Source organism: Micromonospora sp. NPDC051924, assembly GCF_055586005.1.
Genome location: NZ_JBVJJA010000018.1, coordinates 79,821 through 104,655, shown reverse-complemented (window position 1 = coordinate 104,655; position 24,835 = coordinate 79,821). Strand labels below are relative to the sequence as shown.

Here is a 24,835-nt window from a genome sequence, read left to right as displayed (position 1 = left end):
CTACTCCTCGTACAGCCGGCGCCCGGCGTCCCGGCAGGCGGTCAGGACCGCCCGGGCGTACGCGGGGGTGGCCCCGGCCAGGCCGCAGGCGGGGGTGACCACGACCTGCTCGGCGAGCCGGCGGCGGGGGAAGCCGAGCTGGTCCCAGAGCCGGCGTACCCGGTCGGCGACCTGGGCCGAGGTCGGCGCGCGACCGGCCGACGGCGGCAGCGCGGGCGCGGCGCCGGCCAGCAGCCCGAGCCCCGCGTCGATCGCCTCGCCGAGCGGGTCCAGGTCGGTGACCAGGCCGAGGTCGAGGGCGACGGCGACCGCCCCGGCGTCGCGGATCAGCGCCAGCGGCACGTCGGGGGCGCAGCAGTGCACCACGGTCGGCGCCCCGGCCGCCTCGATCACGCCGCGCAGCAACGCCCCGGCCACGCCGGACTCCACCGCCCGGTGGGTGCCGAAGCCGCTCTCGGTGGGCACCCGCCCGGCGAGCACCGCGGGCAGGGACGGCTCGTCGAGCTGGAGCAGCACCGACGCGCGGGGCAGCCGACGGGCCACCGCCGCGACGTGCCCGCGCAGCCCCTCGCCGAGCGAGCCGGCGAGGTCCCGGACGGCGCCCGGGTCGCGGAGCAGCCGGCCGCCGATGGGCAGTTCGAGCGACGCGGCCAGGGTGAACGGGCCGGCGGCCTGGACCTTGACCGGTCCGGCGTACTCCTCGGCCTGCTCGGCGAGCTGGTCGAGGTCGCGTTCCATCAGGTCCCGGGCGCGGCGCACGTCCTTGCCGGGGCGCGGGGCGATCCGCCAGCGGGCCGCGTACAGCTCGACCGGCAGTTCGACGAGGAGGCCGCCGGTACGGCCGATCAGGTCGGCGCCGGGGCCGCGGGCGGGCAGTTCGGCCAGGTGTGGCAGGGCGGGCAGCTCGCCGAGCACGATGCGCTGCGCCTCGGCGATGTCGGTGCCGGGCAGCGAACCGATCCCGGTCGCCGCCCCGGCGGGCCAGGGCCAGAGCTGATCACTCACCGCCGCAGCTTATCCACCGCCCCGCCCACCGCAGGGAGCGATCCCGGCGACGGTTCGTGCGGTGCGAGCGCGCAGCGGGGTCGAGAGGTCGATCCGCCGCGGCACCCCGGGTGGCTGCGACCGGCCCCGGCCGTTCGGCGGACGGCAGGTTTCGCGCGCTACGAACGTGATGACGCAGACGGTTCACGGTCGCGGAGCAGAATTCGCGGTCGCGGAGCAGAGACGGCCCGGATGCTCCCTGGCTGGGACCGCCGGCCTGAGTCGTTCACGTCATCAAGTTCGTAGCCTCCGACAAGCTCTCTGCCTCCTCGCCCCCGGCGAGAAGGAACGCGACCTGCGGGAGACGACGACTCAGTCGGTGATGGTGGCCGAGCCGAGGACGATGTCGCCGGCGGGGTCCGGACGGTAGGCCACGATCGCCTGGCCGGCGGCCACGCCACGGACCGGGCGGCGCAGCGACGCCTGCAACTCCTCCGCGTCCAGCGACACCGTGGCGGCCACCACGTCGCCGTGCGCCCGCAGCTGCACCTCGCACTCGATCGGCCCGGCGGGCCGGTCGCCGCCGGTCCAGACCGGGCGGGCGGCCCGGACCCGGTCGACCTCCAGCGCCTCGGCCGGGCCCACGGTGACGGTGTTGGTCTTCGGCGTGATGGAGAGCACGTAGCGGGGGCGGCCGTCCGGGGCGGGCCGGTCCAGGTGCAGGCCGCGCCGCTGGCCGACGGTGTACTGGTAGGCGCCGGTGTGGTTGCCGACGACCGCGCCGGTGAGCGCGTCCACCACGTCGCCGGGGGCCTCGCCGAGCCGCCGCGCCAGGAAGCCGCGGGTGTCGCCGTCGGCGATGAAGCAGATGTCGTGCGAGTCGGGCTTCTCGGCCACCGCCAGGCCACGCCGGGCGGCCTCCGCCCGGACCTCGGCCTTGGTGGAGTCGCCGAGCGGGAAGATCGACCGGTCGAGCTGCTCGCGGGTCAGCACCGCGAGGACGTACGACTGGTCCTTGGCCAGGTCCACGCTGCGCCGCAGCAGGCCGTCGGCGCCCAGCCGGGCGTGGTGGCCGGTCACCACCGCGTCGAAGCCGAGGGCCACCGCCCGGTCCAGCACCGCGGCGAATTTGATCTTCTCGTTGCAGCGCAGGCACGGGTTCGGGGTACGCCCGGCCGCGTACTCGGCGACGAAGTCGTCCACCACGTCCTCGTGGAACCGGTCGGCCATGTCCCACACGTAGAACGGGATGCCGATCACGTCGGCGGCCCGGCGGGCGTCCCGGGAGTCCTCCAGGGTGCAGCAGCCCCGGGCGCCGGTGCGGTAGGTCTGCGGGTTGCGGGCCAGCGCCAGGTGCACGCCGGTCACGTCGTGCCCGGCCTCCACCGCGCGCGCCGCCGCCACGGCGGAGTCCACCCCGCCCGACATCGCCGCCAGAACCCTCACCAGCTCACTCCCCTCGTCCTCACCGAGGGTATCCGGGTCAGCGGGGCGTGCGGAGAGCGGCCGCGCGCCGGGCCCGTTCCACGGCGGCCGGCAGCGCGGCGATGAGGGCGTCGACGTCCGCCCCGGTGCTGGTGTGGCCGAGGGTGAACCGCAGCGAGGACCGGGCCCGGTCGTCGTCGGCGCCCATGGCCAACAGCACGTGCGAGGGCTGGGCCACCCCGGCGGAGCAGGCCGAACCGGTCGAGCAGGCGATGCCCTGGGCGTCGAGGAGGAGCAGCAGGGCATCTCCCTCGCAGCCGGGGAAGGAGAAGTGCGCGTTGCCGGGGAGCCGGTCGGCCGGGTCACCGTTGAAGATCACCTCGGGGACCGCCTGCCGGACCCGCTCGACCAGCTCGTCGCGGAGCGCGGCGACCCGGGCCGCGTACTCCTGCTGGCCCTTGACCGCGGCCTCGACGGCGACCGCGAAGGCCACGATGCCGGCGGTGTCCAGGGTGCCGGAGCGGACGTCCCGCTCCTGGCCGCCGCCGTGCAGCAGCGGGGTGGCGGCGACGTCCCGGGCCAGCAGCAGCGCGCCGACCCCGGCCGGACCGCCGAGCTTGTGCCCGGTGACGGTGAGCGCGGACACGCCGCTGGCCGCGAAGTCGACCGGCACCTGGCCGACCGCCTGGATCGCGTCGGTGTGGAACGGCACACCGTGCTCGGCGGCGACCGCGGCCAGCTCGGCCACCGGCTGGACCGTGCCCACCTCGTTGTTGGCCCACATGGCGGTGACCAGGGCCACCCGGTCGCCGGGTGCGGCGAGCTCGGCCCGCAGCCGCTCGGGGTCCAGCCGGCCGGCCGCGTCCACCGGCAGCCAGCCGACCTCGGCGCCCTCGTGCGCGGCGAGCCAGTCCACCGCGTCCAGCACCGCGTGGTGCTCGACGGCGCTGGAGACCACCCGGGTCCGCTCGGCGTGGGCGGCGCGGCGGGCCCAGAAGATGCCCTTCACCGCGAGGTTGTCGCTCTCCGTGCCGCCGCCGGTGAAGATGACCTCGGAGGGGCGGGCGCCGAGCACGGCGGCCACCCGCTCGCGCGACTCCTCCACCCGCCGCCGGGCGCGCCGACCCGCCGCGTGCAGCGACGACGCGTTGCCCACCTCGCGGGCCGTGGCGACGTACGCCTCGAGTGCCTCGTCGAGCATCGGGGTCGTCGCCGCGTGATCCAGGTATGCCATCACCGTTCAGCCTAACGGCCGAGCCGGGTACCGCCGGATGCCGGACCACCCGTCCCGGGGTGCCAGGGACGACCGAGCTGTTCCCGCTGGGTACGCTGAGCAAGACTGATCGGCGGGCCGGCTCAGCTCCCCGGCCCGCCGATCAGCTCCTTCCACCGCACGGAAGGCCGCAACGACGAGAGCCGCCGCCCGGGTCACCGGACGGCGGCTCTGTCGTTCAGCCCGGCGGCGTCACTTCCGCTTGCGGATCTCCTCGGCGGCCTGCGGGACGACCTTGAACAGGTCGCCGACCACGCCGAAGTCGGCCAGCTCGAAGATCGGGGCCTCGGCGTCCTTGTTCACCGCGACGATGGTCTTCGAGGTCTGCATGCCGGCCCGGTGCTGGATCGCGCCGGAGATGCCGAGCGCGACGTAGAGCTGCGGGGAGACCGTCTTGCCGGTCTGGCCGACCTGGAACTGGTGCGGGTAGAAGCCGGAGTCGACCGCCGCCCGGGACGCGCCGACCGCGCCGCCGAGCAGGTCGGCCAGCTCCTCGACCAGCTTGAAGTTGTCGGCGTTGCCGACGCCGCGACCGCCGGAGACGACAACCGAGGCCTCGGTGAGCTCGGGGCGGGAGCCCTTCTGCTCGGCGACCCGCTCGACGACCTTGGCCAGCTTGTCCGCGTCGGCGACCGACACGGTGAGCTGCTCGACGGCCGGGGTGGCCGCGGCCGGGGCCGGGTTGACCGAGTTCGGCCGTACGGTGACCAGCGGCAGGCCCTTGGTGACCTTGGACTTGACGATGGTGGAGCCGGCGAAGGCGACCTGGGTGGCGGTGCCGTCAGCGGCGAGGGCGACCACGTCGGTCAGGATGCCGTTGTCCAGCTTGACGGCCAGGCGGGCGGCGATCTCCTTGCCCTCCTGCGAGGAGGCGAGCAGCACGGCGGCCGGCTGGACCCGACCGACCAGCTCGGCCAGCACGGTGGCCTTCGGGGCCACCAGGTAGCCGTCGATCTCCTCGCCCTCAGCGGCGTAGATCTTCTCCGCGCCGTACTCGCCCAGCTTGGCGCTCAGCGCCTCGGCGGCGCCGGCGCCACCGAGCACGACCGCGCTCGGGGTGCCCAGCTCGCGGGCGAGGGTGAGCATCTCGAGGGTGACCTTCTTGACGCCGAATTCCCGGGTGGCTTCGACGACGACGAGAACCTCAGACATGTCCAGACCTCTCACACGAACTTCTCGGTGGCGAGGAACTCGACCAGCTTCGCGCCGCCCTCGCCCTCGTCGGTGATCTTCTCGCCGCCGGAGCGCGGCGGGCGCTTGGTGTGCTCCAGCACGGCGCTGGTCGCGCCGTCGAAGCCCACCTCGGTGGGGGCGACGCCGAGGTCACCCAGGGAGAGCGTCTGCACCGGCTTCTTCTTGGCGGCCATGATGCCCTTGAAGGACGGGTAGCGCGGCTCGTTGATGGTGTCCCAGACGGAGACCACGGCCGGGGTCGAGGCGGTGACCACCTCGTAGCCCTCCTCGGTCTGCCGCTCGACGGTCAGGGTGGCGCCGTCGACGGTGAGCTTGCGCGCGCCGGTCAGCGCGGCCACGCCGAGCCGCTCGGCGATCATGTGCGGCATGACCTGGACCCGGCCGTCGGTCGACTCGGCGCCGCAGATCACCAGGTCGGCGCCGAGCTGACCGAGGGCGGCGGCGAGCACCTTCGAGGTGGCCACGGCGCAGGACCCGTGCAGCGCGTCGTCCACCACGTGCACGGCCTTGTCCGGACCCATGGAGAGCGCCTTGCGGATCGACTCGGTCGCCCGGTCCGGACCCATGGTCAGGATGGTGACCTCGCCGCCGTGCGTCTCCTTGATCTTCAACGCCTCTTCGATGGCGTACTCGTCCATCTCGTTGATGACGTTGTTCGCCGAACCGCGGTCGACGGTGTTGTCGTCAGATCGCAGGCTGCGGTCCGCGCCCGAATCGGGCACCTGCTTGACGAGTACGACGATGTTCATCGCGCTTCGACGACCCTCCTGTTTGGTGTAGCGATCACTCGCCCGGTCACGGGCGCAGCCTCCCGCGTGACTTAACGATCGGTCAACCGCGAGCTGCTGTGCAGTTGCCCACGGCGCAATGTTACCCGCAAGTAGCATCGCCTCCCCGGGGCCTCAGAGTGACACAGGTCACCGAGCGTCGCCACGCCGGGTAAGCTTCCGAAACAGGGAGATGGTGGACATGTCGGAAATTGGCGTCACAGCGCGCGGACGGGACACGGCGGAAGGCATCGCCACCTCCCGCCGTCCCTGCCGCCGGATGCTCCCGGACACCTACCGGTGCACCTGCGGGCGGGTCCGGGACCGCTGCGTCCGGGCCAGCGTCCACGCCCTCTGGTCGACCGAACCGGTCAGGCGGGCTCGGCCAGCGCGACCCTGATCTTGTCGACCACCGCCGCCTCGGCCGGCGCCACTCCCCGGCTGACCTGCGCCACCTGCTCCGCGGCGGCCAGCACCACCGACCGGTAGGTCTCGACATCCCCGGGCGACTTCGCCCGAAGGATCTCCACCGCCCGGCTCAGCGCCGGGAGCACGGTCGCCTCGATCTCCAGCGCGGAGTCGTGCGACAGCTCCGGCAGCGGACCGGTGGTCAGCGCCGCCTTCACCACCCCACTGGCGTCGGCGAGCGCCCCGGAGGCGGCGATGCTCTCCCGCACCATGGCCAGCATGCCGGGCACCGCGTTGGAGACCAGGAAGACCGCCCCGAAGGCCCCCGTCTTGAGGGTGAGCTGCTCGTCCGCCGTCAACGGTTCCATGATCACGGAGTGTAGACGTACGGGGTCGTGGTGGTGACCGCAACGAGCCCGAGCCGCTCCAGGATCGGCCGGCTGTCCGGCGAGCAGTCCACCTGCACCAACGTCTTGCCGCGCTGCTCGGCCAGCCGCGCCCGGTACGCGACCAGCGCCCGGTAGATGCCCTTCTTCCGCCACTCGGGCAGGGTCGAGCCGCCCCAGAGCGTGGCGAAGCCGGTGCCGCGCAGGTAGCGCACCCAACCCGCGCTGACCACGGTGTCCCCCGCCTCGGCCACCACGATGGTGATCGACTGCGGGTCGGCCTCGATCTCCTTCGCCAGCCCGGTCACCAGGTGACTCCGGTCCTCGTGCCAGACCGCCTCCTCCATCGCGGCGATCCGCTCCAGGTCCTCGCGGGTGGTCACCTCGCGCAGGCGTACCCCCTCGGGCAGCACCGGGACGGCGGCGGCCAGGGCCGCGACCGGGCCGACCACCACGGTCTCCACGTCCTCCGGCACGAAGCCGGCGGCGCGCAACCGGTCCCCCAGGTCGGCCGGCTCGTCGTGGCCGTTGAGCTTCCACTCGACCTCCTCGCCCCGGGCCCGGAAGATCTCCACCTGCCGGGCGATCAGCGCGTCCAGCTCCGCCCCGGCCAGTCCGTCGAGGGTCCGGTAGGTGAGGAAGCCGCCCCGGTCCAGGCCGAGGATGCGGACCAGCGGGCCGTCCCGTTCCACGGTCACCCCGGCGGGCACCGGGTCCGGAATCTCCGGGCGGATCTGGTTGTCGTAGGCCTCGCGCAGGCTGCGCGCGTCAAGATCGGTCATCCCTCCAGGCTAGGCACCGGGCAAAGCGGATAATCGGCGACGTGTGGGAGACGATCAGGCGCTGGTTCGATCCGCGCGAGCTGCGGTCCGTGGGCACCACGCCCGACTACCGCTTCTCGCTGGCCAACGAGCGCACATTCCTGGCGTGGCTGCGGACCGGTCTGGCGCTGATCGCCGGTGGGCTGGCCGCCGCGCAGTTCCTGCCCCGGCTGCCGCTGGCCCACCTGCGCGAGGTGATCGCCGTCGCGCTGCTGCTGCTCGGCGCCACGGTGGCGATCCGGGCGGTGGACCACTGGGCGCGCACCGAGCGGGCCATCCGCCTGGGCGAGGAGCTGCCCGCCTCCCGCTTCCCGGCGGTGCTGGCCCTGATCGTCGCGCTCGGCGCGCTGCTGCTGGTGGTCGCCGTGCTGGTCCGGGGGGTCGAGTGACCCGCGACCCCGGGCTGCAACCCGAGCGGACCCGGCTGGCCTGGCGACGTACTCTGCTGGCGCTCACCGGGGTCACCGTGCTGGAGATCCGGTTGGCGCTCGCCGGGCACGCGTTCGACGCGATCCTGGCCGGTCTCGCGGTGGCCGCCTGGCTGGCCACCCTCCTGGTCGACTGGCGGCGGGCCACCGCCGCCGGGCCGCGCCGCGGGCACCGCTGGTCGTTCCCGCTGACCGCGCTGGCGGCGGCGGGGATGGCTCTGCTCGGCGTGTTGCACGTGCTACGCGGGCTGCGGTGAACGGCACCGATGGTCCATCATGTCCGGCATGGTTCGCCTGTACGGGCTCTTCTTCCTGGCCGAGGTCGTCCTCGCCGTCTGCGCGCTGATCAGCTGCCTCTCCGCCGAGGAGGGTGAGATCCGGGCGCTGCCCCGGGTCGCCTGGGTGCTGATCATCCTGTTCTTCCCGCTGGTCGGCTCGATCGCCTGGTTCGTCGCCGGGCGGGAGCAGGGTGCCCGCCGACCGCGCACCGCCTGGCCGATGGGGAACGGATTCTCCGAACAGGACCGTCGCCGGCCGGTCGCGCCGGACGACGACCCGGAATTCCTGTCGTCGCTGGCCGAGCGGCGCCGCCGGGACGACCAGGAGCTGCTCCGCCGGTGGGAGGATGACCTGCGCCGGCGCGAGGAGGAGCTGCGCCGGCGAACGGACGACCGGGACCGGCCGGAGGTCTGAGCACCGCGACCGAGCACCGGCCGGGCAGAATCGACGCCGTGCGGATCAGCCTGCTCGGACCTCTGGAGCTGCGCGCCGATTCCGGTACGCCGGTCCAGGTCGGCGGTGCCCGGCTGCGCCGGCTGCTGATCCTGCTGGCCCTGGAGGCGGGTCGGACCGTCACCATCGGCCGGCTTGCCGACGGTGTCTGGGACGCCGACCCGCCGACCGGTGTCGCGAACGCGCTCCAGGCCCTCGTCTCCCGGCTGCGCCGCAGCGCCCCCGGGCTGCCCGTCGAGGCCCAGCCCGGCGGCTACCGGCTCGCGGTGTCCCGGGACGACGTCGACCTGCACCGGTTCGAGTCCGCCGTGCAGGGCGGCCGGGCGCAGCTCGGCGCGGACCCGGCCGAGGCGTGCCGCCGGCTGGCCGAGGCCTTGGCGCTGTGGCGCGGCCCGGCCCTGGCCGACGTCGCCGACGCCGACTTCGCCCGCGCGCCGGTGGCCCGCCTCACCGAGCTGCGGCTGGCCGCCGCCGAGGACCTGGTCGAGGCGCGGCTGGCCGGGGAGGCCCCGGACGCCCTGCTGCCGGAGCTGCGCGAGCTGGTCGCCGCCCATCCGCTGCGGGAGCGGCCGGCCGGGTTGCTGATCCGGGCCCTGCACCGGGCCGGCCGTTCCGCCGAGGCCCTCGCCGAGTACGAGCGGCTGCGCGCCACCCTCGCCGACACCCTGGGCACCGATCCGGGTCCCGAACTGGCCGCCCTGCACCTGGAGATCCTGCGCGGCGAGGACACCGGCGGCGCCGGACGGCACCGGTCGGCCGGCCGCGGCGCCGGTCCGGTCCGGGGCAACCTGCCCGCCACGCTGACCAGCTTCGTCGGCCGTGAGGAGGCCGTCGACCGGGTCGCCGGGCTGCTCGACGGCTATCGGCTGGTCACCCTCACCGGGCCCGGCGGGGCGGGCAAGACCCGGCTGGCCGTCGAGTCGGGCCGGGCGGTGGCCGGCCGCTTTCCGGACGGGGTCTGGTTGGTGGAGCTGGCCCCGGTGACCGACCCGGCCGAGGTGCCGCAGGCCGTGCTCGCCTCGCTCGGCCTGCGCGAACAGGCGCTGCTGGCCCGCAGCCCCCGGGGCGCCGCCGAACCGGTCGAGCCGGTCGACCGGCTGGTCGAGACGCTCGCCGGCCGGTCCGCCCTGCTGCTGCTCGACAACTGCGAGCACCTGCTCGACGCGGCTGCGGCGCTGGCCGGGAGCCTGCTCACCGCCGGCCCCGGGCTGCGGGTGCTGGCCACCAGCCGGGAGCCGCTCGGCGTCACCGGCGAGGCGGTGCGTCCGGTGGAGTCGCTGGCCCTGCCGCCGGCCGAGGTCGACCCGGCGACCGCGCTGGCGTACCCGGCGGTGCGGCTCTTCGCGGACCGGGCCGGCGCGGCCCGCGCGGACTTCGCGGTGGACGACGCCACGGTCGGCCCGGCGGTCCGGATCTGTCGCGCGCTGGACGGGATGCCGCTGGCCATCGAGCTGGCCGCCGCCCGGCTGCGCTCGCTGACCGCGGCCCAGGTGGACAGTCGGCTGGACGACCGGTTCCGGCTGCTGACCGGCGGCAGCCGGACCGCGCTGCCCCGGCACCAGACGCTGCGCGCGGTGGTGGACTGGAGCTGGGACCTGCTGGACGACGGGGAGCGGGCGCTGTGGCGGCGGCTGGCCGTCTTCGCCGGCGGGGCTACCCTGGAGGCGGTCGAGCGGGTCTGCGCCGACCCTGGCCACGGACTCCCACTCGGCGCGTCCGCCGACCCGGAGGTGCTCGACCGGCTCGCCGCGCTGGTCGAGAAGTCGCTGGTTGTCGCGGTCGGCGAGACCGAGCCGCGCTACCGGATGCTGGAGACCATCCGGGAGTACGGCCGGCACCGGCTGGCCGAGGCGGGCGAGGCGGACCGGGTCCGGCGGGCGCACGCCATGGAATTCCTGGCCCTCGCCGAGGCGGCCGAGCCGCGGCTGCGTACCGGGGAGCAGCTGCACTGGTTGCGCCGGCTCGCCGCCGATCACGACAACCTGCACGCCGGGCTGCGGCACGCGATCGCCACCGGAGACGCCCCGATCGCGGTCCGGTACGCCGCCGCGCTCGGCTGGTACTGGTGGCTGAGCGGCCAGCGGGCCGAGGGCGCGGAGCTGGCCGCGCAGGTGTTCGCGCTGCCCGGGTTGGGCGAGCGGGCCGGCTCCGACCGGCTCGCGGTGGCCCTCACCATGGCGGCGCTCAACCTGGTCTCCACCCGCAACGACGTGCCCACCGGCATGGGCTGGCTGGAGCGGGCGGCGGAGCTGGCCGCCGGGCACGAGTCGACGCATCCGGTGCTGCGGCTGGTCGGGTTGGTCGCCGCGGCGTTCCGCAGCGGGCTGCCGCCGCAGGCCCCGGAGGAACTCGCCGCGCTCTTCGACGACCCGGACCCGTGGGTGGCGGGCACCGCCCGGCTGTTCCAGGCGCACGCGTTCCTGAACGCCGGGCTGTCCGACGAGTCGGCCGAGGCGGACCTGCGCGCCGCGTTGGCGCACTACCGCGCGGTCGGGGACCGGTGGGGGATGTCGTTCGGCCTCACCTCGCTGGCCGACCTGCTCGACCGGCGGGGTGAGGCGGCCCGGGCCACGCCGTTCCACGAGGAGGCCCTCGCCTACTTCGAGGAGCTGGGGGTCCCGGACGACGTCCCCGAGATGCGGCTGCGCCTGGCGCACAATCTGTGGCGGCGCGGCGACCACGACCGAGCCCTGACGGTGTTGTCCCGGGCCGAACGGGAGGCGGAAGTCAGCGGTTCCGACGAGACCCGGGCGGCGGTGGCGCACGGCCGGGCGGAGATCCTGCGCGCCCAGGGCGACTGGGCCGGGGCACGGGCCTGCCTCGGGGAGAGCATCCGGCTGGTCGGTGACCGCAGCGTCGCGCCGCAGTGGCGGGCGCTGCACGCCACCAACCTGGCCATGCTCGACGCGGTGCAGGAAGATCTGGTCTCCGCGCGCACTCACCACGACCGGGCCCTCGACCTGGCCCTCGGCTCGCAGGACGCCCCGGTCGTCGCCGCGGTGCTGGTCGGCTTCGCCGACCTGGCGGTACGGCTGGGCCGCCCGACCGCCGCCGCCCGGCTGCTCGGGGCGGCCAGCGGCGTGCGGGGCGGCCCCGACCACGCGATCCTGGACCGCCCCGGGGTGGAGGCCGCCGCCCGCGCCGCGCTCGGCGAGGCGGGTTTCGCCGAGGCGTACGCGGGCGGGCTGAATTACCGGTTGGAGACCGCCGCCGAGGCGGTCCGGGTCACACTCGACGCCTGAGCGCCCGTACGGCGAGCGGGGCGAACCCGGCGAGCAGCACGGCCGCCCAGATCAGCGACTTCGTGACCGGGCCGGCCACCGGGCCGGAGACCAGCAGGCCGCGCAGCGCGTCGGCCAGGATGGTGGCCGGGTTGACCTCCACCCAGTGCTGCATCCAGGACGGCATCTTGTCGGTCGGGACGAACGCGTTGCTGGTGAAGGTCAGCGGGAAGATCACCATGAAGCCGAAGATCTGCACCTTGTCCGGCTCGCTGACCAGCACCCCGACCAGCACGGAGATCCACGAGGCGGCCAGGGAGAAGACCAGCAGCAGGGCGAACGCGGCGAGCAGCCCGGCGACCCCGTTGCCCACCCGGAAGCCGAGGATCATCCCGACGCCGAGCAGCAGCGCCACCGACCAGGCCTGCTTGACGGTGTCGGCGAGGATCCGCCCGGCCAGCGGCGCCCAGCGGGCGATCGGCAGCGCCTGGAGCCGGTCGAAGACCCCCTTGGTCAGGTCGGTGTTCAACCCGAAGCCGGTGGTCATGGTGGCGAAGAAGGCGTTCTGCACGATGATCCCGGGCAGCGCGAACTTCAGGTAGTCGCCGGGCGAGCCGGCGATCGCGGTGCCGAAGACGTACGTGAAGAGCAGCACGAACATCACCGGCTGGATGCTCAGGTCGAGCAGCTCCATCGGGTTGTGCTTGATCTGCACCAGGCTGCGCCAGGCCAGCGTGACGGTGTGCCGCAGCCCGGCGACGAGGCTCGGCCGGCGGGCCGGGGTGAGCGGGGCGGCGAGGATGGTGGCGGTCATGCCGGAACTCCTTCCAGGTCGGCGGGGGCGGTGTCCGGCTCGGCCCGGTGACCGGTCAGGTGGAGGAAGACCTCGTCCAGGCTGGCGCCACGCAGGGCCAGTTCGGCCACGGTGACCTCGGCGGCGTCGAGCCGGCGGACCACGGCGGGCAGCACGCCCGGGTCGTTCACCGGCACGGACACGGTGGTCTGGGCGACCTCGGGGGTGGCCCCGGTGACCTCGGCGGCGACGGCCAGCACGGTGGGCAGGTCGGTCGGGTCGGTCGGCCGGATCGCGAGCACCTGCCCGCCGGTACGGGCCTTCAGGTCCTCCGGGGTGCCCTGGGCGATGACCCGGCCGTGGTCGACCACGGCGATCTCACCGGCGAGCTGGTCGGCCTCCTCCAAATACTGCGTGGTCAGCAGCACGGTCACCCCGTCGGCGATCAGGCCGCGGACGATGTCCCAGAGTTCGTTGCGGCTGCGCGGGTCGAGCCCGGTCGTCGGCTCGTCGAGGAAGAGCACCTGCGGCCGGCCGACCAGGCTGGCGGCCAGGTCGAGGCGGCGGCGCATGCCGCCCGAGTAGGTCTTGGCGGCCCGCTCGGCGGCGTCGGTGAGCTGGAAGTCGGCGAGCAACTGCCGGGCGCGGGCCCGGGCGTCGGCCCGGGAGAACCCGAGCAGCCGGCCGATGAGCAGCAGGTTCTCGGTGCCGGTGAGGTTCTCGTCGACCGAGGCGTACTGGCCGGTGAGGCCGATCAGCTGGCGCACCCGGTGCGCGTCGCGGCGTACGTCGTATCCGCCGACGGTGGCGTGCCCCTCGTCGGCGGCGAGCAGGGTGGCCAGCACCCGGACCGCCGTGGTCTTGCCCGCCCCGTTCGGCCCGAGCAGCCCGAACACCGTCCCGGCGGGGACGGCCAGGTCCACCCCGGCCAGGGCGGTGGTCGCGCCGAAGCGGCGGACCAGGCCCTCCGCGCGGATCGCGTATGTCATCGGAACTCCCGTCGTTCTCGCTGGTCACCCCACCTTGAGCGACGGCGCTGACGTTACGACGACAACCGCTGACAAACCGCTGATTTTCCCTCCGGGCAGAAGCACACGACCGCCGTCGCCAGTCGTTCCGGCGGCGGCGGTCGCGGTCTCGCGGTCAGGCCAGGTTCGAGGAGCGGGGGTACGCGTCGGCCGGGTCGGTCAGCACGTTGACCAGGTACGGCACGCCGGCGTCGAAGGCGCGGGTCAGGGCCGGGCCGAGGTCGGCGGCCTTCTCCACCGTCTCACCCGCGCCGCCGAGCGCCTCGACCACCTTGTCGTAGCGCAGCCCCGGCTGGAGGTCGGCGGCCACGTCGTAGCCGTACATGGCCCGCATCGGGTGCTTCTCCAAGCCCCAGATGCCGTTGTTGCCGACCACGATGACCACCGGCAGCTGCTGCCGGACCAGGGACTCGACGTCCATCAGCGAGAAGCCGGCCGCGCCGTCGCCCATCAGCACACAGATCTGCCGGTCGGGGTGGCTGACCCGGGCCCCCATGGCGTAGCCCATGCCGGTGCCGAGGCAGCCGTACGGGCCGGGGTCGAGCCAGGTGCCGGGCTGTGCCGGCTCCAGGTACTTCCCGGCGTACGAGACGAAGTCACCGCCGTCGCCGATGGTGATCGCGTCGGCGGCGAGCACCTTGCGCAGCTCGCCGTAGACCCGGGCCGGGCGGATCGGGTCGGTCTCCGCGGCCATCTCCTCGGCGTCGCGGGCCTTCGCGGCGTCCTCGGCGGTGCGCAGCTGCGCGATCCAGTCGGCGTGGTCGGCCCGGTCGCCGGAGTGCTCGGCGAACGCGGTGAGGATCAGACGCAGGTCGCCGGCGGGGTTGGCGGCCGGCTGGACGTGCCCGGCGCGCTGGCTGGGCGCGTCGACCACGTGCACCACCTGCGCGTCGCCGAAGTCGCCGAAGGCGAGCCGGAAGTCGAGCGGGGTGCCGACCACCACGACCACGTCGGCGCCCTTGAGCGCGACCCGGCGGGCCTTGGCGAAGGCGAGCGGGTGCTCGGGCGGCAGCGCGCCGCGGCCCATGCCGTTGGTGAAGACCGGCACCTGGAGCGACTCGGCGGCGGCGCGCAGGGCGTCGACCGCGTCGCCCGCGTACACGTCGGAGCCGGCGATGACGACCGGCCGGGACGCGCCGGCGATCAGGCGGGCGGCCTTCGCGACCTCGTCCGGGTCGGCCTCGATCGGGGCGGGTGGGGTGACCGCGGGCAGCTCGGCGTCGCCGACGGAGAAGACCGCCTCCAGCGGGAAGTCGAGGAAGGCCGGGCCGCGGTGCGGGGTGAGGGCCGCGGTGAGGGCGGCGGTGACCGCCCGCGGGATGTCGTCGGCGCTGAACACCGTCTCGGCGTGCTTGGTGACCGGGGCGACCAGGGGCAGGTGGTCCATCTCCTGGAGGCTGCCGGAGCCCCAGCGGAACTGCGGGGCCCGACCACCGAGCACCAGCACCGGCGAGGCGTTGAAGAAGGCGCTGGTCAGGCCGGAGACGCCGTTGGTGACGCCGGGGCCGGCGGTGAGCACGGCCAGGCCGGGGCGGCGCTGGAGCTTCGCCACCGCCTCGGCGGCGAAGACGGCGGACTGCTCGTGCCGGACGTCGTAGAGCGGGAAGCCGGCCTTGTGCGCGGCGTCGTAGAGCGGGAAGACGTGCCCGCCGGAGAGGGTGAACATCTCCCGTACGCCGTGCGCGCGCAGCGCCGCGAGGGCCAGCTCGCCGCCGTGACCTTCGACCCGTTCCGTCATCGCCACTCCCCTTCGTCGCCGCACCGGAGTCACACGCTACTGGCCGGTAGGCGAGATGTGAACCGCTCTCGGGTCGGCGGCGGGGTGGACCGCCGACCCGGGGCGCGGCTCAGCGGCCGGTGAAGCCCGGCTTGCGCTTCTCGACGAACGCGGCCATGCCCTCGCGCCGGTCGTCGGTGGCGAACAGCGCCGCGAAGAGCTGGCTCTCCCAGGCCAGGCCGGAGTTGAGGTCCATGTCGAGGCCGGCGTCGACGGCCGCCTTGGCCGCCCGCAGGGCCTGCACCGGGCCGGTCAGGAACGGCTTCACGTACGCGACGGCGGCGTCGTAGACCTCGGCGGCCGGGACCACCTGGTCGGCCAGGCCGATCCGCAGCGCCTCGGCCGCGTCGATCATCCGCCCGGTCATGATCAGGTCCTTGGCGCGGGCCGGGCCGACCAGGCGGGCCAGCCGCTGGGTGCCGCCGGCGCCCGGGATGATGCCGAGCTTGATCTCCGGCTGGCCGAGCTTGGCGTCCTCGGCCACGATCCGCCAGTCGCAGGCGAGGGCCAGCTCGCAGCCGCCGCCGAGGGCGTACCCGGTGATCGCGGCGACCACCGGCTTCGGGATCCGGGCGATGGCGCCGAGCGCGCTGGACAGGTCGGCGGCCCGCTCCGCCATGTCCACGTAGGACATGTCGGCCATCTCCTTGATGTCCGCGCCGGCCGCGAAGACCTTCTCCCCGCCGTACACGATGACCGCGCGGACCTCGGCGTCGGCGGTCGCCGCGGCCGCGGCGGCGCGCAACTCCTCCTGCACCTGGGTGTTGAGCGCGTTCATCGGCGGCCGCTCCAGCCGGATGGTGCCGATGCCGTCCTTCACTTCCAGCCTGACGAACTCGCCCACGCTGCCCTCACTTCCTCGTCGAAGTCGCGTGCCAACCTTACGGCCCGGCTCGTTGGGGTAGACAGTGTGGTGTCGGCCCCGACACCCGGAGTGAGGCCATGATCACGTACTACGACGACCGGTCGGTGCAGGTCACCTCCACGGCCCTGCGCGTGGACGGGCGCACGTACCCGCTCGCCGAGCTGGGCATGGTCTGGCACCGGCGGGGCAGCCGGTCGTGGCGGGTGCTCGCCGGCCGGGGCGCGATCGGCGCGGCCCTCGCCGGTCCTCTGGTGGCCGCCGGGCTCGGCGTCGCGCTCGCGCTCTGGCTGCACCGCTCCCCCGTGGTCACCGTCGCCATCGTCGGGGCGTCCGTGCTGGTCGGCCTCGGCGTCGGCCCGCTCGCCGACGTGCTCTTCGAGCGCCTGGACCGCTCGTACGCGCGGGGCAGCCGGGAGCTGGAGATGTGGGCGCGCTGGCGCGACCAGCCGGTACGGCTGCTCCGCACCGGCGACGCGCTGCGCTTCGGCCAGATCTACCGGGCCGTGCAGCGGGCGATGGAGCAGGCGCCGGCTCAGTCGAACGTGATGGGTTCGTCAGGCAGCAGCCCCAGGCCGCGCAGCAGGCCGTAGGTGTCCTGCTCGCCCCAGAACTGCACGATCCGCCCGCCGGCCAGCCGGTACATCTTGCAGGCGCTCTGCACCGTCGTGGCCCCTGTCGAGTCCCGCCGGTAGGTCTGCACCATCGAGACCACCACCCGGTCCTCGGCCGCGAAGATCTCCACGATCTCCTGGTCGAGCACCGTGAGCCCGGGTGACGAGACGGCGCCCTCCGGATAGCGCCGGCCGCGCACCGCCGTGCCGGACCCGTAGATCTCCACGTCCTCGGCGACCACCTCGGCCAGTTCGCCCAGGTCCTTGGTCAGGAAGGTCCGCAGATAGCGCCGGACCGCCTCGACGTTGCGCTCCTGCTCGGTCATGGCCGTCCCGGCCCCGCTCCGCTCCGCCATGCCCGCGACGCTACCCGCGCGACGCCTGGCGCGCGGTCCCGCCCTACCCGCCCCGACCGCCGCCCGACGGCCGGCCGACACCCGCCGGGGCGCCGCGCCGGCAGCGGGGCAGCAAGCCACCGGCATGCCTCCCTCGGCGCTACAAACTTGATGATGTAGACGGATCTCACCGCGCCGGCGGACCGACTCGTCCCCACCGCGTGCCGTTGCCAGCACGTCGCCCACGGTGAGTCACCTACGTCATCAACCTTGTAGTTGCTGCGGCCAAGCCGCCACGGCGCGGGCCAGCGGAACGAGAGCCGGCGGCACCGGCCGCGCTTGAGTGCGGGTGGTTAGGCTGAGTGATGACCCTCTATTAACGGACGACGCGGCACCGCGCGCGCAGGACCGGGGCAACTGGAAGCTGGCCCTGCTCGTCCTCGTCGCCTTCGTGGCGATCGGGTTGGCGCTGACCCCGTTCCTGGAACTGCCGCTCGGCTGGCTGGACCGTTCCTACGAGCGGGGCAGCCGGGTGCACGAACTCTGGGTGCAGCACCACGGGCGGGAGGGCCATAACTCCCCCGTTATTGACGAACCGGGGTGTGGGCAGCGACTCCGGCCCCTGCTCTCCTGAATGGACATCGAAGTCCATCAAGGAGGTTGTCATGGTGCGGAAACTGGCCGTCGCGGTCGCGGCGGCGCTCGCCCTGGTGCTGCCGGCGCCCGCCGCCGGCGCCGACCCGGCCGCCGCCGTGGCGGTCACCGACCCGTCCGCGCCCGGCCCGTACGCCGCCGGGTACGTCGACGCCACCGTGAGCGCGGCCGGTCGCTCGTTCTCGGCGCGGATCACGTATCCGGCCACCGCCGCCGGAAGCGGCCAGCCGGTGGCGGCCGGACGGTTCCCGGCGATCGCCTTCGGCCACGGCTTCCTGCAGGGCGTGTCGAAGTACTCCTCGACGCTGTCCCACCTGGCGACGTGGGGTTTCATCGTCATCGCCCCGACCTCGCAGGGCGGCTTCTCGCCCGACCACAGCGCCTTCGCCGACGACCTGAACGCGGCGCTGGCCTGGGCCGTCGCGCAGGACACCACGACCAGTTCGCGGTTCGCCGGGCACGTCAGCGTCGACCGGCTGGGGCTGTCCGGCCACTCCATGGGCGGCGGGGCGAGCATCCTGGCGGCGGCCCGGAACCCGAGGGTGGTCACGGTGGCGAACCTGGCCGCCGCCGAGACCAACCCGTCCGCCAAGGCAGCTGCCGCCACGGTCACCGTCCCGGTCCAGCTGATCGCCGGCGACCGGGACACCATCGCGCCGGTGGCCGACCACCAGCGCCCGATCTACGCGGCGAAGCCGCCGGCCAAGCAGCTCCGGATCATCAAGGGCGGCTCGCACTGCGGCTTCATGGACAGCGGCTCGCTGTTCTGCGACAGCGGCTCGATCAGCCGGACGACGCAGCTCCAGCTCACCCGGCGGCTGCTCACCGAGTGGTTCCTGCGGCACCTGGCCGGCGACGCCGCGTACGACGACGCGGTATGGGGTACGCCGGCGCAGAACGATCCGCAGGTCACCTTCGAGGGCATGCGCTGACCCGGCGGTGCTGGCCGGACCGACGCACACTGGTGGGCATGGCGATTCCCCTCCCCCGCCCCGGCGCCGTCGTCGGGCTCACCCGTTCCGCCCTGGACCAGGCGCTCGGCTCGGCCGCCGCGTTCGCCGCCGTGCCGGCCCGCGCCTTCGCCGTCCTCGACGACGTGGAGGCGCTGCTGCGCCGGATCAACGGGGTGGTGGACCGGATCGAGGGCACCCTCGACCGCACCGACCGGGTGCTCACCGACGCGGAGGCGGCGGTCCGGGAGGTCGGTGTGATCAGCGTCGCCGCCACCGCGGCGGTCGGCACGGCGACCGAGGTCGCCGCGGCCGCCGCCGTGGTGGTCGGGGAGGCCGAGCAGGTCTCCGCCGCCGCCGGGGTGGCGGCCGGCACCGCGGCGGAACTGCTGGCGGCGTACGAGCCGACGCTGCGCCGGGCCGCGCCGATGGCGGCCCGGTTCGTCGAGCAGCTCAGCCCGGAGGAGGTGACCGCCGCGATCCGCCTGGTCGACGAGCTGCCGAAGCTCAAGGAGCACCTGACCTCGGACGTGCTGCCGATCCTGGCCACCCTGGACCGGGTCGGTCCGGACCTGCACGACCTGCTCGCCGTCACCCGGGACCTCAAGCTCGCCGTCGCCGGCATCCCGGGCCTGGGCATGCTCCGCCGTCGGGGCGAGCGCCTCGCCGACGAACCCGCCGACCGCGACGCCGCGGCCGACTGACCGGACCGCAGCCGGCCGCCGTCAGCAGTCGCAGGTCACCGCCGCGCGGGGCGCGGTCAGCTCGTCCACCCGGCGGCGGACCGTCCCGGTCGCGGTGACCACCGGCAGCCCCTCCCGGGCCCAGTACTCGAGGCCCCCGATCATCTCCTTGACCGGCCGACCGAGGCGGGCGAACTCCAGGGCGGCCCGGGTCGCCCCGTTGCAGCCGGGCCCCCAGCAGTAGGTCACCACGGTCGACCCGGGCGGCACCAGCTCGGCGGCGCGGGCGGCGATCTCGGCGGTGGGCAGGTGCAGCGCGCCCGGCAGGTGGCCCTGCCGCCAGGCCGCGTCGCCCCGGGAGTCGACCACGACCAGGCCCGGCGTGCCCGCCTCCAAGGCGGCGTGCACGTCGCTGACGTCGGTCTCGAAGCTGAGCCGGGCACGGAAGTGGGCGGCGGCGGTCGCCGGGTCGGCCGGCGGTACGGAGAAGGTCATGCCCCGATCCTGCGGCCGCCCGGGGCACCGGCGGGAGTGGCGTGATCGCCGTCCTTCGCTAACATCCCGCCATGACTCCCGTCGACCGGACCGTGGCGGTGCTCGCGTACCCGGGGATGTCGGTGTTCGAGACCGGCATCGTCACCGAGGTGTTCGGCCTGCCCCGGCCCGAGCTGGAGGTCGACTGGTACCAGCTCATCGTCTGCGCGGAGCGGCCCGGGCCGGTGCCGGTGGTCGGCGGTGCCGCCCTGCACACCCCGTACGGCCTGGAGACGCTGGTCGGGGCGGGCACGGTGATCCTGCCCGGGGTGCCGGACGTGACCGCCGACCCGTCGCCGGCACTGGTCGCCGCGCTGCGCCGGGCGCACCACCGGGGCGCCCGGCTGATGTCCATCTGCTCGGGCGCGTTCGCCCTGGCCGGCGCCGGCCTGCTCGACGGCCGCCGGGCCACCACCCACTGGCGGTACGCGGACCTGCTGGCCCGCCGGCACCCGGCGGTCACCGTCGACCCGGACGTGCTCTACCTCGACGACGGGGACATCCTGACCAGCGCGGGCAGCGCCGCCGGGCTGGACCTCTGCGTGCACGTGGTGCGCCGCGACTTCGGCGCGGCGGTGGCCAACGCGGTCGCCCGCCGGCTGGTGATCCCGCCGCACCGGGACGGCGGCCAGGCCCAGTTCATCGAAGCGCCGGTCAGCGTCGACCCGGACGACGACCGGATCGCGGCCAGCATGGCCTGGGCGGTGCGGCACCTGGCCGAGCCGCTGACCGTGGCGGCGCTGGCCCGGCAGGCGCACCTGTCCGCCCGTAGCTACCTGCGGCACTTCGCCCGGGCCACCGGCACCAGCCCGATCCGCTGGCTGATCGACCAGCGGATCCGGGCCAGCCTGGCCCTGCTGGAGACGACCGACGCCCCGGTCGCGGAGATCGCCGCGGCGGTCGGCTTCGACAGCCCGGTCACCTACCGGCACCACTTCGGGCGGGCGATGCGGACCTCGCCGTCGGCGTACCGGCGGGCGTTCCGGGCCGACGCGGCCTGGGCCGGTCAGGCCGGGGTGTAGAGCTCGTCGATCTCGGCCCGGCGGGGCAGCGCCACCGAGGCGCCGAGCCGGCGTACGCAGGCCGCCCCGGCCGCCGCCGCCCAGCGCACCGCGTCGACCAGCTCGCGCCCCTCGCCCCAGGCCACGGCGAGGGCGGCGGTGAACGCGTCCCCGGCGGCGGTGGAGTCCACCACGTCGACCTTCACCGCCGGGACGTGCAACTCCGTCCCGTCCCGGTCGACGTACCAGGCGCCGTCGGCGCCGAGGGTGAGCACCGCCCGGGGCACCAGCGCCAGCAGCGCGGTCGGCTCGTCCCGGCCCCGCGCGGTCAGCGCGTGCGCCTCGGTCTCGTTGACCACCAGCAGGTCCACCGCGGCGAGCAGTTCCGCCGGCACCGGTCGGGCCGGCGCCGCGTTGAGCACCACCCGGGTGCCGGCCGCCCGGGCCGCCAGCGCCGCCTCGGTCACCGTCTCGACCGGCACCTCCAGCTGCGCGACCAGCACGTCCGCCTCACGTACGGCGTGCAGCTCGCCCTCGGTGAGGCCGGTGAACGCGCCGTTGGCGCCGGGGGTGACCAGGATGGCGTTCTCCCCCGCCCCGCCGACCATGACCAGGGCGACGCCGGAGGCTCCGTACACCACCCGGAGCTGGCCGGCGTCCACGCCGGCCGCGGTGATCCGGGCCTTGAGGGTGACCCCGAAGGCGTCCGAGCCGATCGCGCCGAGGAAGACGCAGGACGCGCCGGCGCGGACGGCGGCGATGGCCTGGTTGGCGCCCTTGCCGCCGGGCAGCATGACGAAGTCGCTGCCGAGCACGGTCTCCCCGGGGCGGGGCAGCGCGGCGGCCGTGCCGACGAGGTCCATGTTGGCGCTGCCCACCACGGCGACCCGGGGCTGCTGCACGGTGGTCCTCCCGCCGGTCAGGCGGCCCGCGCGGTCCAGCGGTCGCCGGACCGCTCGACGACCAGGGGCAGGCCGAACGTCTTCGACAGGTTGTCGGCGGTGAGCGTGTCGGCGAGCAGGCCCTGCGCCACCACGCCACCCTCGCGCAGCAGCAGCGCGTGGGTGAAGCCGGGCGGGATCTCCTCGACGTGGTGGGTGACCAGCACCAGCGCCGGGGCGTCGGGGTCGTACGCCAGCTCGGCGAGCCGGGCGACCAGTTCCTCGCGGCCGCCCAGGTCGAGCCCGGCCGCGGGCTCGTCGAGCAGGAGCAGCTCCGGGTCGGTCATCAGGGCCCGGGCGATCTGCACCCGCTTGCGCTCGCCCTCTGACAGCGTGCCGTACGCCCGCTCGGCGAGGTGGCCGATGCCGAGCTGGCCGAGCAGTGCGTGGGCGCGGGCCTCGTCGGTGCGGTCGTAGCTCTCCCGCCACCGGCCGACCACCGACCAGGCGGCGGTGACCACCGCGTCAACCACCCGCTCGTCGGTGGGGATCCGCTCGGCGAGGGTCGCGGTGGACAGGCCGATCCGCATCCGCAGCTCGTTGACGTCGGTGCGGCCGATCCGCTCGCCGAGGACGTGCGCGGTGCCGGCGGTCGGGTGCAGCCGGCCGGCGGCCAGGTTGAGCAGGGTGGTCTTGCCGGCACCGTTCGGGCCGAGCACCACCCAGCGTTCGTCAAGCTCGACCCGCCAGTCGACGTCGTGCACCAGCGCGGTGCCGGAGCGCTTGACGGTCACCCCGTCGAGGCTGATCACCAGATCCAGGTCCCCAGTCACCGGTCCATCCAATCACGCAGCCCGCGCGCTGCCCCCCACGGGCGGCGTCGCCACCATAGGGTGGGGCGCCGTGTCGTTGGTCACCACACCGAAAGGACGCAGCATGCCCGACCGTCCCGAGGAGCCCCACGGATGAGCGCGGTCATCGAGATCGCCGGTCTCCGCAAGACGTTCCACAGCCTGCGTCAGGGGCGGCGGACCGCCGTCGACGGCTTCGACCTGCTGGTCGAGTCCGGGCAGGTGCACGGCTTCCTCGGGCCGAACGGCTCGGGCAAGACCACCACGCTGCGCGCCCTGCTCGGGCTGGTACGAGCCGACGGCGGCCGGATGAGCGTGCTCGGGGCCGAGTCGCCCGGCCGGCTGCCGGAGGTGGCGGGCCGGGTCGGCGCGATCGTGGAGAGCCCGCAGTTCTTCGCCAACTTCACCGGCCGCCGGACGCTGCGGCTGCTGGCGCTGGCCGGGGGCGTCCCCACCACCCGGGTCGACGAGGTGCTGGAGCAGGTCGGCCTGCGGGACCGGGGCGACGAACGGGTCAAGGGCTACTCGCTGGGCATGAAGCAGCGGCTGGCGGTGGCGTCGGCGCTGTTGAAGAACCCGGAGCTGCTGATCCTCGACGAGCCGGCGAACGGCCTGGACCCGGCCGGCATCCGGGAGATGCGGGACCTGATGCGGTCCCTCGCCGCGGCCGGGGTGACCGTGCTGCTGTCCAGCCACATCCTGGCCGAGATCCAGCTCATCTGCGACCACGTGACGATCATCAGCCACGGCCGGCGGGTGGCGTACGGCCGGGTGGACGAGGTGCTGGCCGGCTTCGACCAGCACGAGTGGCGGGTCCGGGTGGCCGAGCCGGAGCGGGCCGGGGCGCTGCTGGGTCAAGCCGGCGTGTCGGTCACGGCTCACCCCGACCACCTGGTGGTGGCCGGGGTGGACGACTCCGAGGTGATCAGCCGCACGCTGGGCGAGCAGGGCCTCTGGGTCCGCGAGCTGGTCCCGCTCCGGCCGGACCTGGAGAGCGTCTTCCTGGAGCTGACCGGCGACGCCCCGCACCCGGCGTTGCCGCGCCAGGTCGACGGCGCGGCGGCGGACGACATGGTGATCGATCTCGACGTGCGCGAGAGCCGGGAGGTGGGCGCGTGAACCTGGTCCGTGCCGAGGTGGAGCGGCTGGCCGCCCGCCGGTTCGTGCAGTTGATGGTGGTGCTGCTGCTGGTCGCCTTCGCGGTGACCGTGGCGACCACGCTGGCCGGCTCGCACCGGCCCAGCCCGGGTGAGCTGAGCCGGGCCCGGGCACAGGCGACCGAGGAGGTGGCCCAGATGGAGGCGGCGCACACCCGCTGCCTCCGGATCAGGGCGGGCGAGATCACGCCGGACGAGAACGACTACCTCCCGCGGGACTGCGCGGAGCTGGACCCGGCGCTGCGGCCGGAGCCGGTCACCGCGGCGAACTACCTGAACGGGGTCTTCGTCTTCGCCCAGAAGGCGAAGCCGCTCCTCTACTTCCTCGTCGCGTTCCTGATGCTCTTCGGGTTCCTGGTCGGCGCCTCCTACATCGGTGCCGACCTGAACTCGGGCGGGGTGGTCAACCTGCTGCTGTGGCGGCCACGCCGCTGGACGGTGCTGGGCGCCAAGCTCGGCACGCTGCTCGGCGCGCTGTTGGCGCTCTCGGCGGTGGCGTCGGCGACGTACCTGGGGGTGTTCTGGCTGATCGGCCGGACCGCCGGGCTGCCCGGCGGCACGAACGCCGCGTTCTGGGGGTCGCTGGGCGCCACGTACGGCCGGGGGCTCGTACTGGTGCTGCTGGCCGGGGCGCTCGGCTTCGCCATCGCCACGCTGGGCCGGCACACCGCGGCGGCGCTGGGCACGGTCGCCGCGTACCTGGTGGTGTGGGAGCTGGGCGCGCGGCTGGTGCTGGACATCGTCGACGCCACCCGGCCGGAGCGCTGGATGCTCTCCAGCTACGTGGGCGCGTGGCTCAGCGGCGAGGTCCAGTTCTGGGACCGGTTCGCCTGCGACGGCGGCAGCGCGGGCTTCTGCGACGGCTACTACGCGATCGGCTGGGGCTCGGGGCTGGCGGTGCTGCTCGCGCTGACCGCGGCGCTGGTCGCGGCCGCGTTCGCCGCGTTCCGCCGGCGGGACCTGATCTGAGGCCGTCCGGTGCGGGCCCCGGCGCCGGGGGACCCCACGGAGAACCCTCGTCAAGAACGTCGGACTCAGGTAGAAGGTCTTTGCATGGTTGGGTGGGGGGAGGCGGG

General features: G+C 74.6%; 25 protein-coding genes and 1 pseudogene. 11 read left to right on the top strand and 15 right to left on the bottom strand.

Annotation, left to right across the window (positions count from 1 at the left end; all coding sequences use genetic code 11):
• The 7 genes from ACZ6S5_RS16765 to ACZ6S5_RS16735 form a co-directional block, all read right to left on the bottom strand.
• A complete protein-coding gene (locus tag ACZ6S5_RS16765; RefSeq protein WP_466001245.1) occupies positions 1-1,005 on the bottom strand; it encodes a uroporphyrinogen decarboxylase/cobalamine-independent methonine synthase family protein in 1,005 nt (334 codons plus the stop codon).
• Positions 1,006-1,356: 351 nt separating this feature from the next.
• Positions 1,357-2,430, bottom strand: coding sequence for a tRNA 2-thiouridine(34) synthase MnmA (mnmA, locus tag ACZ6S5_RS16760; RefSeq protein WP_466001243.1), 1,074 nt, complete (start codon positions 2,428-2,430; stop codon positions 1,357-1,359).
• A 37-nt stretch (positions 2,431-2,467) separates the two neighbouring features.
• The gene (locus ACZ6S5_RS16755) at positions 2,468-3,643 is read right to left on the bottom strand and encodes a cysteine desulfurase family protein (protein ID WP_466001241.1); all 1,176 of its coding nucleotides are present in this window, start codon (positions 3,641-3,643) and stop codon (positions 2,468-2,470) included.
• A gap of 231 nt (positions 3,644-3,874) precedes the next feature.
• Positions 3,875-4,834, bottom strand: coding sequence for an electron transfer flavoprotein subunit alpha/FixB family protein (locus ACZ6S5_RS16750; protein WP_466001239.1), 960 nt, complete (start codon positions 4,832-4,834; stop codon positions 3,875-3,877).
• Between the two features lie 11 nt (positions 4,835-4,845).
• Positions 4,846-5,625, bottom strand: coding sequence for an electron transfer flavoprotein subunit beta/FixA family protein (locus ACZ6S5_RS16745; RefSeq protein WP_466001237.1), 780 nt, complete (start codon positions 5,623-5,625; stop codon positions 4,846-4,848).
• Between the two features lie 389 nt (positions 5,626-6,014).
• Positions 6,015-6,419 carry a hypothetical protein gene (locus tag ACZ6S5_RS16740; RefSeq protein ID WP_466001235.1) on the bottom strand — a complete coding sequence of 135 codons (405 nt, stop codon included), beginning with the start codon at positions 6,417-6,419 and terminating at the stop codon, positions 6,015-6,017.
• 2 nt (positions 6,420-6,421) lie between these two features.
• Positions 6,422-7,219, bottom strand: a complete 798-nt coding sequence (locus tag ACZ6S5_RS16735; protein WP_466001233.1) for a GNAT family N-acetyltransferase — start codon at positions 7,217-7,219, stop codon at positions 6,422-6,424.
• A gap of 41 nt (positions 7,220-7,260) precedes the next feature.
• Between ACZ6S5_RS16735 and ACZ6S5_RS16730 the strand changes: the two genes are divergently transcribed.
• Genes ACZ6S5_RS16730 through ACZ6S5_RS16715 form a run of 4 tightly spaced genes read left to right on the top strand, consistent with a single transcriptional unit; the run spans position 7,261 to position 11,660 of the window.
• Positions 7,261-7,647 carry a YidH family protein gene (locus ACZ6S5_RS16730; protein WP_466001231.1) on the top strand — a complete coding sequence of 129 codons (387 nt, stop codon included), beginning with the start codon at positions 7,261-7,263 and terminating at the stop codon, positions 7,645-7,647.
• Positions 7,644-7,943: a DUF202 domain-containing protein gene (locus tag ACZ6S5_RS16725; protein ID WP_466001229.1), complete on the top strand. Its 300-nt coding sequence runs from the start codon at positions 7,644-7,646 to the stop codon at positions 7,941-7,943. Before ACZ6S5_RS16730 ends, ACZ6S5_RS16725 begins: the two co-directional genes overlap by 4 nt.
• 28 nt (positions 7,944-7,971) lie before the next feature.
• A complete protein-coding gene (locus ACZ6S5_RS16720) occupies positions 7,972-8,379 on the top strand; it encodes a PLD nuclease N-terminal domain-containing protein (protein ID WP_466001228.1) in 408 nt (135 codons plus the stop codon).
• A gap of 38 nt (positions 8,380-8,417) precedes the next feature.
• Entirely contained in the window at positions 8,418-11,660 is a 3,243-nt protein-coding gene (locus ACZ6S5_RS16715) for an ATP-binding protein (protein ID WP_466001226.1), read from the top strand.
• Here the strand turns inward: ACZ6S5_RS16715 and ACZ6S5_RS16710 are convergent.
• The 4 genes from ACZ6S5_RS16710 to ACZ6S5_RS16695 form a co-directional block, all read right to left on the bottom strand.
• The gene (locus ACZ6S5_RS16710; RefSeq protein ID WP_466001224.1) at positions 11,644-12,453 is read right to left on the bottom strand and encodes an ABC transporter permease; all 810 of its coding nucleotides are present in this window, start codon (positions 12,451-12,453) and stop codon (positions 11,644-11,646) included. The two genes, ACZ6S5_RS16715 and ACZ6S5_RS16710, sit on opposite strands and share 17 nt — an antisense overlap.
• Positions 12,450-13,421, bottom strand: a complete 972-nt coding sequence (locus ACZ6S5_RS16705; protein ID WP_466001222.1) for an ATP-binding cassette domain-containing protein — start codon at positions 13,419-13,421, stop codon at positions 12,450-12,452. The genes ACZ6S5_RS16710 and ACZ6S5_RS16705 overlap by 4 nt, the downstream gene beginning before the upstream one ends.
• Before the next feature lie 154 nt (positions 13,422-13,575).
• Positions 13,576-15,198 (bottom strand): acetolactate synthase, encoded by a 1,623-nt coding sequence (locus tag ACZ6S5_RS16700; RefSeq protein ID WP_466001220.1) that lies wholly within the window; start codon positions 15,196-15,198, stop codon positions 13,576-13,578.
• 109 nt (positions 15,199-15,307) lie between these two features.
• Positions 15,308-16,081, bottom strand: a complete 774-nt coding sequence (locus tag ACZ6S5_RS16695) for an enoyl-CoA hydratase/isomerase family protein (RefSeq protein WP_466001218.1) — start codon at positions 16,079-16,081, stop codon at positions 15,308-15,310.
• Positions 16,082-16,179: 98 nt separating this feature from the next.
• On the opposite strand from ACZ6S5_RS16695, the gene ACZ6S5_RS16690 reads away from it, so the two are divergent.
• The gene (locus tag ACZ6S5_RS16690) at positions 16,180-16,692 is read left to right on the top strand and encodes a DUF6232 family protein (RefSeq protein WP_466001216.1); all 513 of its coding nucleotides are present in this window, start codon (positions 16,180-16,182) and stop codon (positions 16,690-16,692) included.
• On the opposite strand, the gene ACZ6S5_RS16685 is transcribed toward ACZ6S5_RS16690, so the two are convergent.
• Entirely contained in the window at positions 16,635-17,069 is a 435-nt protein-coding gene (locus ACZ6S5_RS16685; protein WP_466001214.1) for a nuclear transport factor 2 family protein, read from the bottom strand. The genes ACZ6S5_RS16690 and ACZ6S5_RS16685 overlap by 58 nt on opposite strands.
• A gap of 379 nt (positions 17,070-17,448) precedes the next feature.
• On the opposite strand from ACZ6S5_RS16685, the pseudogene ACZ6S5_RS16680 reads away from it, so the two are divergent.
• From ACZ6S5_RS16680 to ACZ6S5_RS16670, 3 genes and pseudogenes are all read left to right on the top strand, one after another.
• Positions 17,449-17,616, top strand: a pseudogene (locus tag ACZ6S5_RS16680) (DUF6232 family protein); the annotation flags it as partial.
• Positions 17,617-17,713: 97 nt separating this feature from the next.
• A complete protein-coding gene (locus tag ACZ6S5_RS16675) occupies positions 17,714-18,634 on the top strand; it encodes an alpha/beta hydrolase family protein (RefSeq protein WP_466001212.1) in 921 nt (306 codons plus the stop codon).
• A gap of 38 nt (positions 18,635-18,672) precedes the next feature.
• Positions 18,673-19,356, top strand: coding sequence for a hypothetical protein (locus ACZ6S5_RS16670; RefSeq protein ID WP_466001210.1), 684 nt, complete (start codon positions 18,673-18,675; stop codon positions 19,354-19,356).
• Positions 19,357-19,377: 21 nt separating this feature from the next.
• On the opposite strand, the gene ACZ6S5_RS16665 is transcribed toward ACZ6S5_RS16670, so the two are convergent.
• Positions 19,378-19,830 carry a rhodanese-like domain-containing protein gene (locus ACZ6S5_RS16665; protein ID WP_466001208.1) on the bottom strand — a complete coding sequence of 151 codons (453 nt, stop codon included), beginning with the start codon at positions 19,828-19,830 and terminating at the stop codon, positions 19,378-19,380.
• 71 nt (positions 19,831-19,901) lie between these two features.
• Between ACZ6S5_RS16665 and ACZ6S5_RS16660 the strand changes: the two genes are divergently transcribed.
• Positions 19,902-20,891 carry a helix-turn-helix domain-containing protein gene (locus ACZ6S5_RS16660; protein WP_466001206.1) on the top strand — a complete coding sequence of 330 codons (990 nt, stop codon included), beginning with the start codon at positions 19,902-19,904 and terminating at the stop codon, positions 20,889-20,891.
• Here the strand turns inward: ACZ6S5_RS16660 and ACZ6S5_RS16655 are convergent.
• Together ACZ6S5_RS16655 and ACZ6S5_RS16650 are read right to left on the bottom strand one after the other, a co-directional pair.
• The gene (locus tag ACZ6S5_RS16655) at positions 20,876-21,772 is read right to left on the bottom strand and encodes a ribokinase (RefSeq protein ID WP_466001204.1); all 897 of its coding nucleotides are present in this window, start codon (positions 21,770-21,772) and stop codon (positions 20,876-20,878) included. The genes ACZ6S5_RS16660 and ACZ6S5_RS16655 overlap by 16 nt on opposite strands.
• Before the next feature lie 17 nt (positions 21,773-21,789).
• Complete coding sequence (locus tag ACZ6S5_RS16650) at positions 21,790-22,596, bottom strand: ABC transporter ATP-binding protein (protein WP_466001202.1); 807 nt, start codon at positions 22,594-22,596, stop codon at positions 21,790-21,792.
• A 120-nt stretch (positions 22,597-22,716) separates the two neighbouring features.
• Here ACZ6S5_RS16650 and ACZ6S5_RS16645 point away from each other — a divergent pair, with 120 nt between their 5' ends.
• The gene (locus ACZ6S5_RS16645) at positions 22,717-23,721 is read left to right on the top strand and encodes an ATP-binding cassette domain-containing protein (protein ID WP_466001200.1); all 1,005 of its coding nucleotides are present in this window, start codon (positions 22,717-22,719) and stop codon (positions 23,719-23,721) included.
• Positions 23,718-24,728 (top strand): ABC transporter permease subunit, encoded by a 1,011-nt coding sequence (locus tag ACZ6S5_RS16640; protein ID WP_466001198.1) that lies wholly within the window; start codon positions 23,718-23,720, stop codon positions 24,726-24,728. The genes ACZ6S5_RS16645 and ACZ6S5_RS16640 overlap by 4 nt, the downstream gene beginning before the upstream one ends.
• Positions 24,729-24,835: the final 107 nt, after the last annotated feature.

What these genes read in the sequence shown, in the direction of transcription:
- ACZ6S5_RS16755 (WP_466001241.1), bottom strand. Translation starts at nt 3,643, where the DNA reads ATGGCATACCTGGATCACGCGGCGACGACCCCGATGCTCGACGAGGCA.
- ACZ6S5_RS16750 (WP_466001239.1), bottom strand. Translation starts at nt 4,834, where the DNA reads ATGTCTGAGGTTCTCGTCGTCGTCGAAGCCACCCGGGAATTCGGCGTC.
- ACZ6S5_RS16745 (WP_466001237.1), bottom strand. Translation starts at nt 5,625, where the DNA reads ATGAACATCGTCGTACTCGTCAAGCAGGTGCCCGATTCGGGCGCGGAC.
- ACZ6S5_RS16740 (WP_466001235.1), bottom strand. Translation starts at nt 6,419, where the DNA reads ATGGAACCGTTGACGGCGGACGAGCAGCTCACCCTCAAGACGGGGGCC.
- ACZ6S5_RS16735 (WP_466001233.1), bottom strand. Translation starts at nt 7,219, where the DNA reads ATGACCGATCTTGACGCGCGCAGCCTGCGCGAGGCCTACGACAACCAG.
- ACZ6S5_RS16720 (WP_466001228.1), top strand. Translation starts at nt 7,972, where the DNA reads ATGGTTCGCCTGTACGGGCTCTTCTTCCTGGCCGAGGTCGTCCTCGCC.
- ACZ6S5_RS16710 (WP_466001224.1), bottom strand. Translation starts at nt 12,453, where the DNA reads ATGACCGCCACCATCCTCGCCGCCCCGCTCACCCCGGCCCGCCGGCCG.
- ACZ6S5_RS16705 (WP_466001222.1), bottom strand. Translation starts at nt 13,421, where the DNA reads ATGACATACGCGATCCGCGCGGAGGGCCTGGTCCGCCGCTTCGGCGCG.
- ACZ6S5_RS16700 (WP_466001220.1), bottom strand. Translation starts at nt 15,198, where the DNA reads ATGACGGAACGGGTCGAAGGTCACGGCGGCGAGCTGGCCCTCGCGGCG.
- ACZ6S5_RS16690 (WP_466001216.1), top strand. Translation starts at nt 16,180, where the DNA reads ATGATCACGTACTACGACGACCGGTCGGTGCAGGTCACCTCCACGGCC.
- ACZ6S5_RS16685 (WP_466001214.1), bottom strand. Translation starts at nt 17,069, where the DNA reads ATGGCGGAGCGGAGCGGGGCCGGGACGGCCATGACCGAGCAGGAGCGC.
- ACZ6S5_RS16675 (WP_466001212.1), top strand. Translation starts at nt 17,714, where the DNA reads ATGGTGCGGAAACTGGCCGTCGCGGTCGCGGCGGCGCTCGCCCTGGTG.
- ACZ6S5_RS16670 (WP_466001210.1), top strand. Translation starts at nt 18,673, where the DNA reads ATGGCGATTCCCCTCCCCCGCCCCGGCGCCGTCGTCGGGCTCACCCGT.
- ACZ6S5_RS16665 (WP_466001208.1), bottom strand. Translation starts at nt 19,830, where the DNA reads ATGACCTTCTCCGTACCGCCGGCCGACCCGGCGACCGCCGCCGCCCAC.
- ACZ6S5_RS16660 (WP_466001206.1), top strand. Translation starts at nt 19,902, where the DNA reads ATGACTCCCGTCGACCGGACCGTGGCGGTGCTCGCGTACCCGGGGATG.
- ACZ6S5_RS16645 (WP_466001200.1), top strand. Translation starts at nt 22,717, where the DNA reads ATGAGCGCGGTCATCGAGATCGCCGGTCTCCGCAAGACGTTCCACAGC.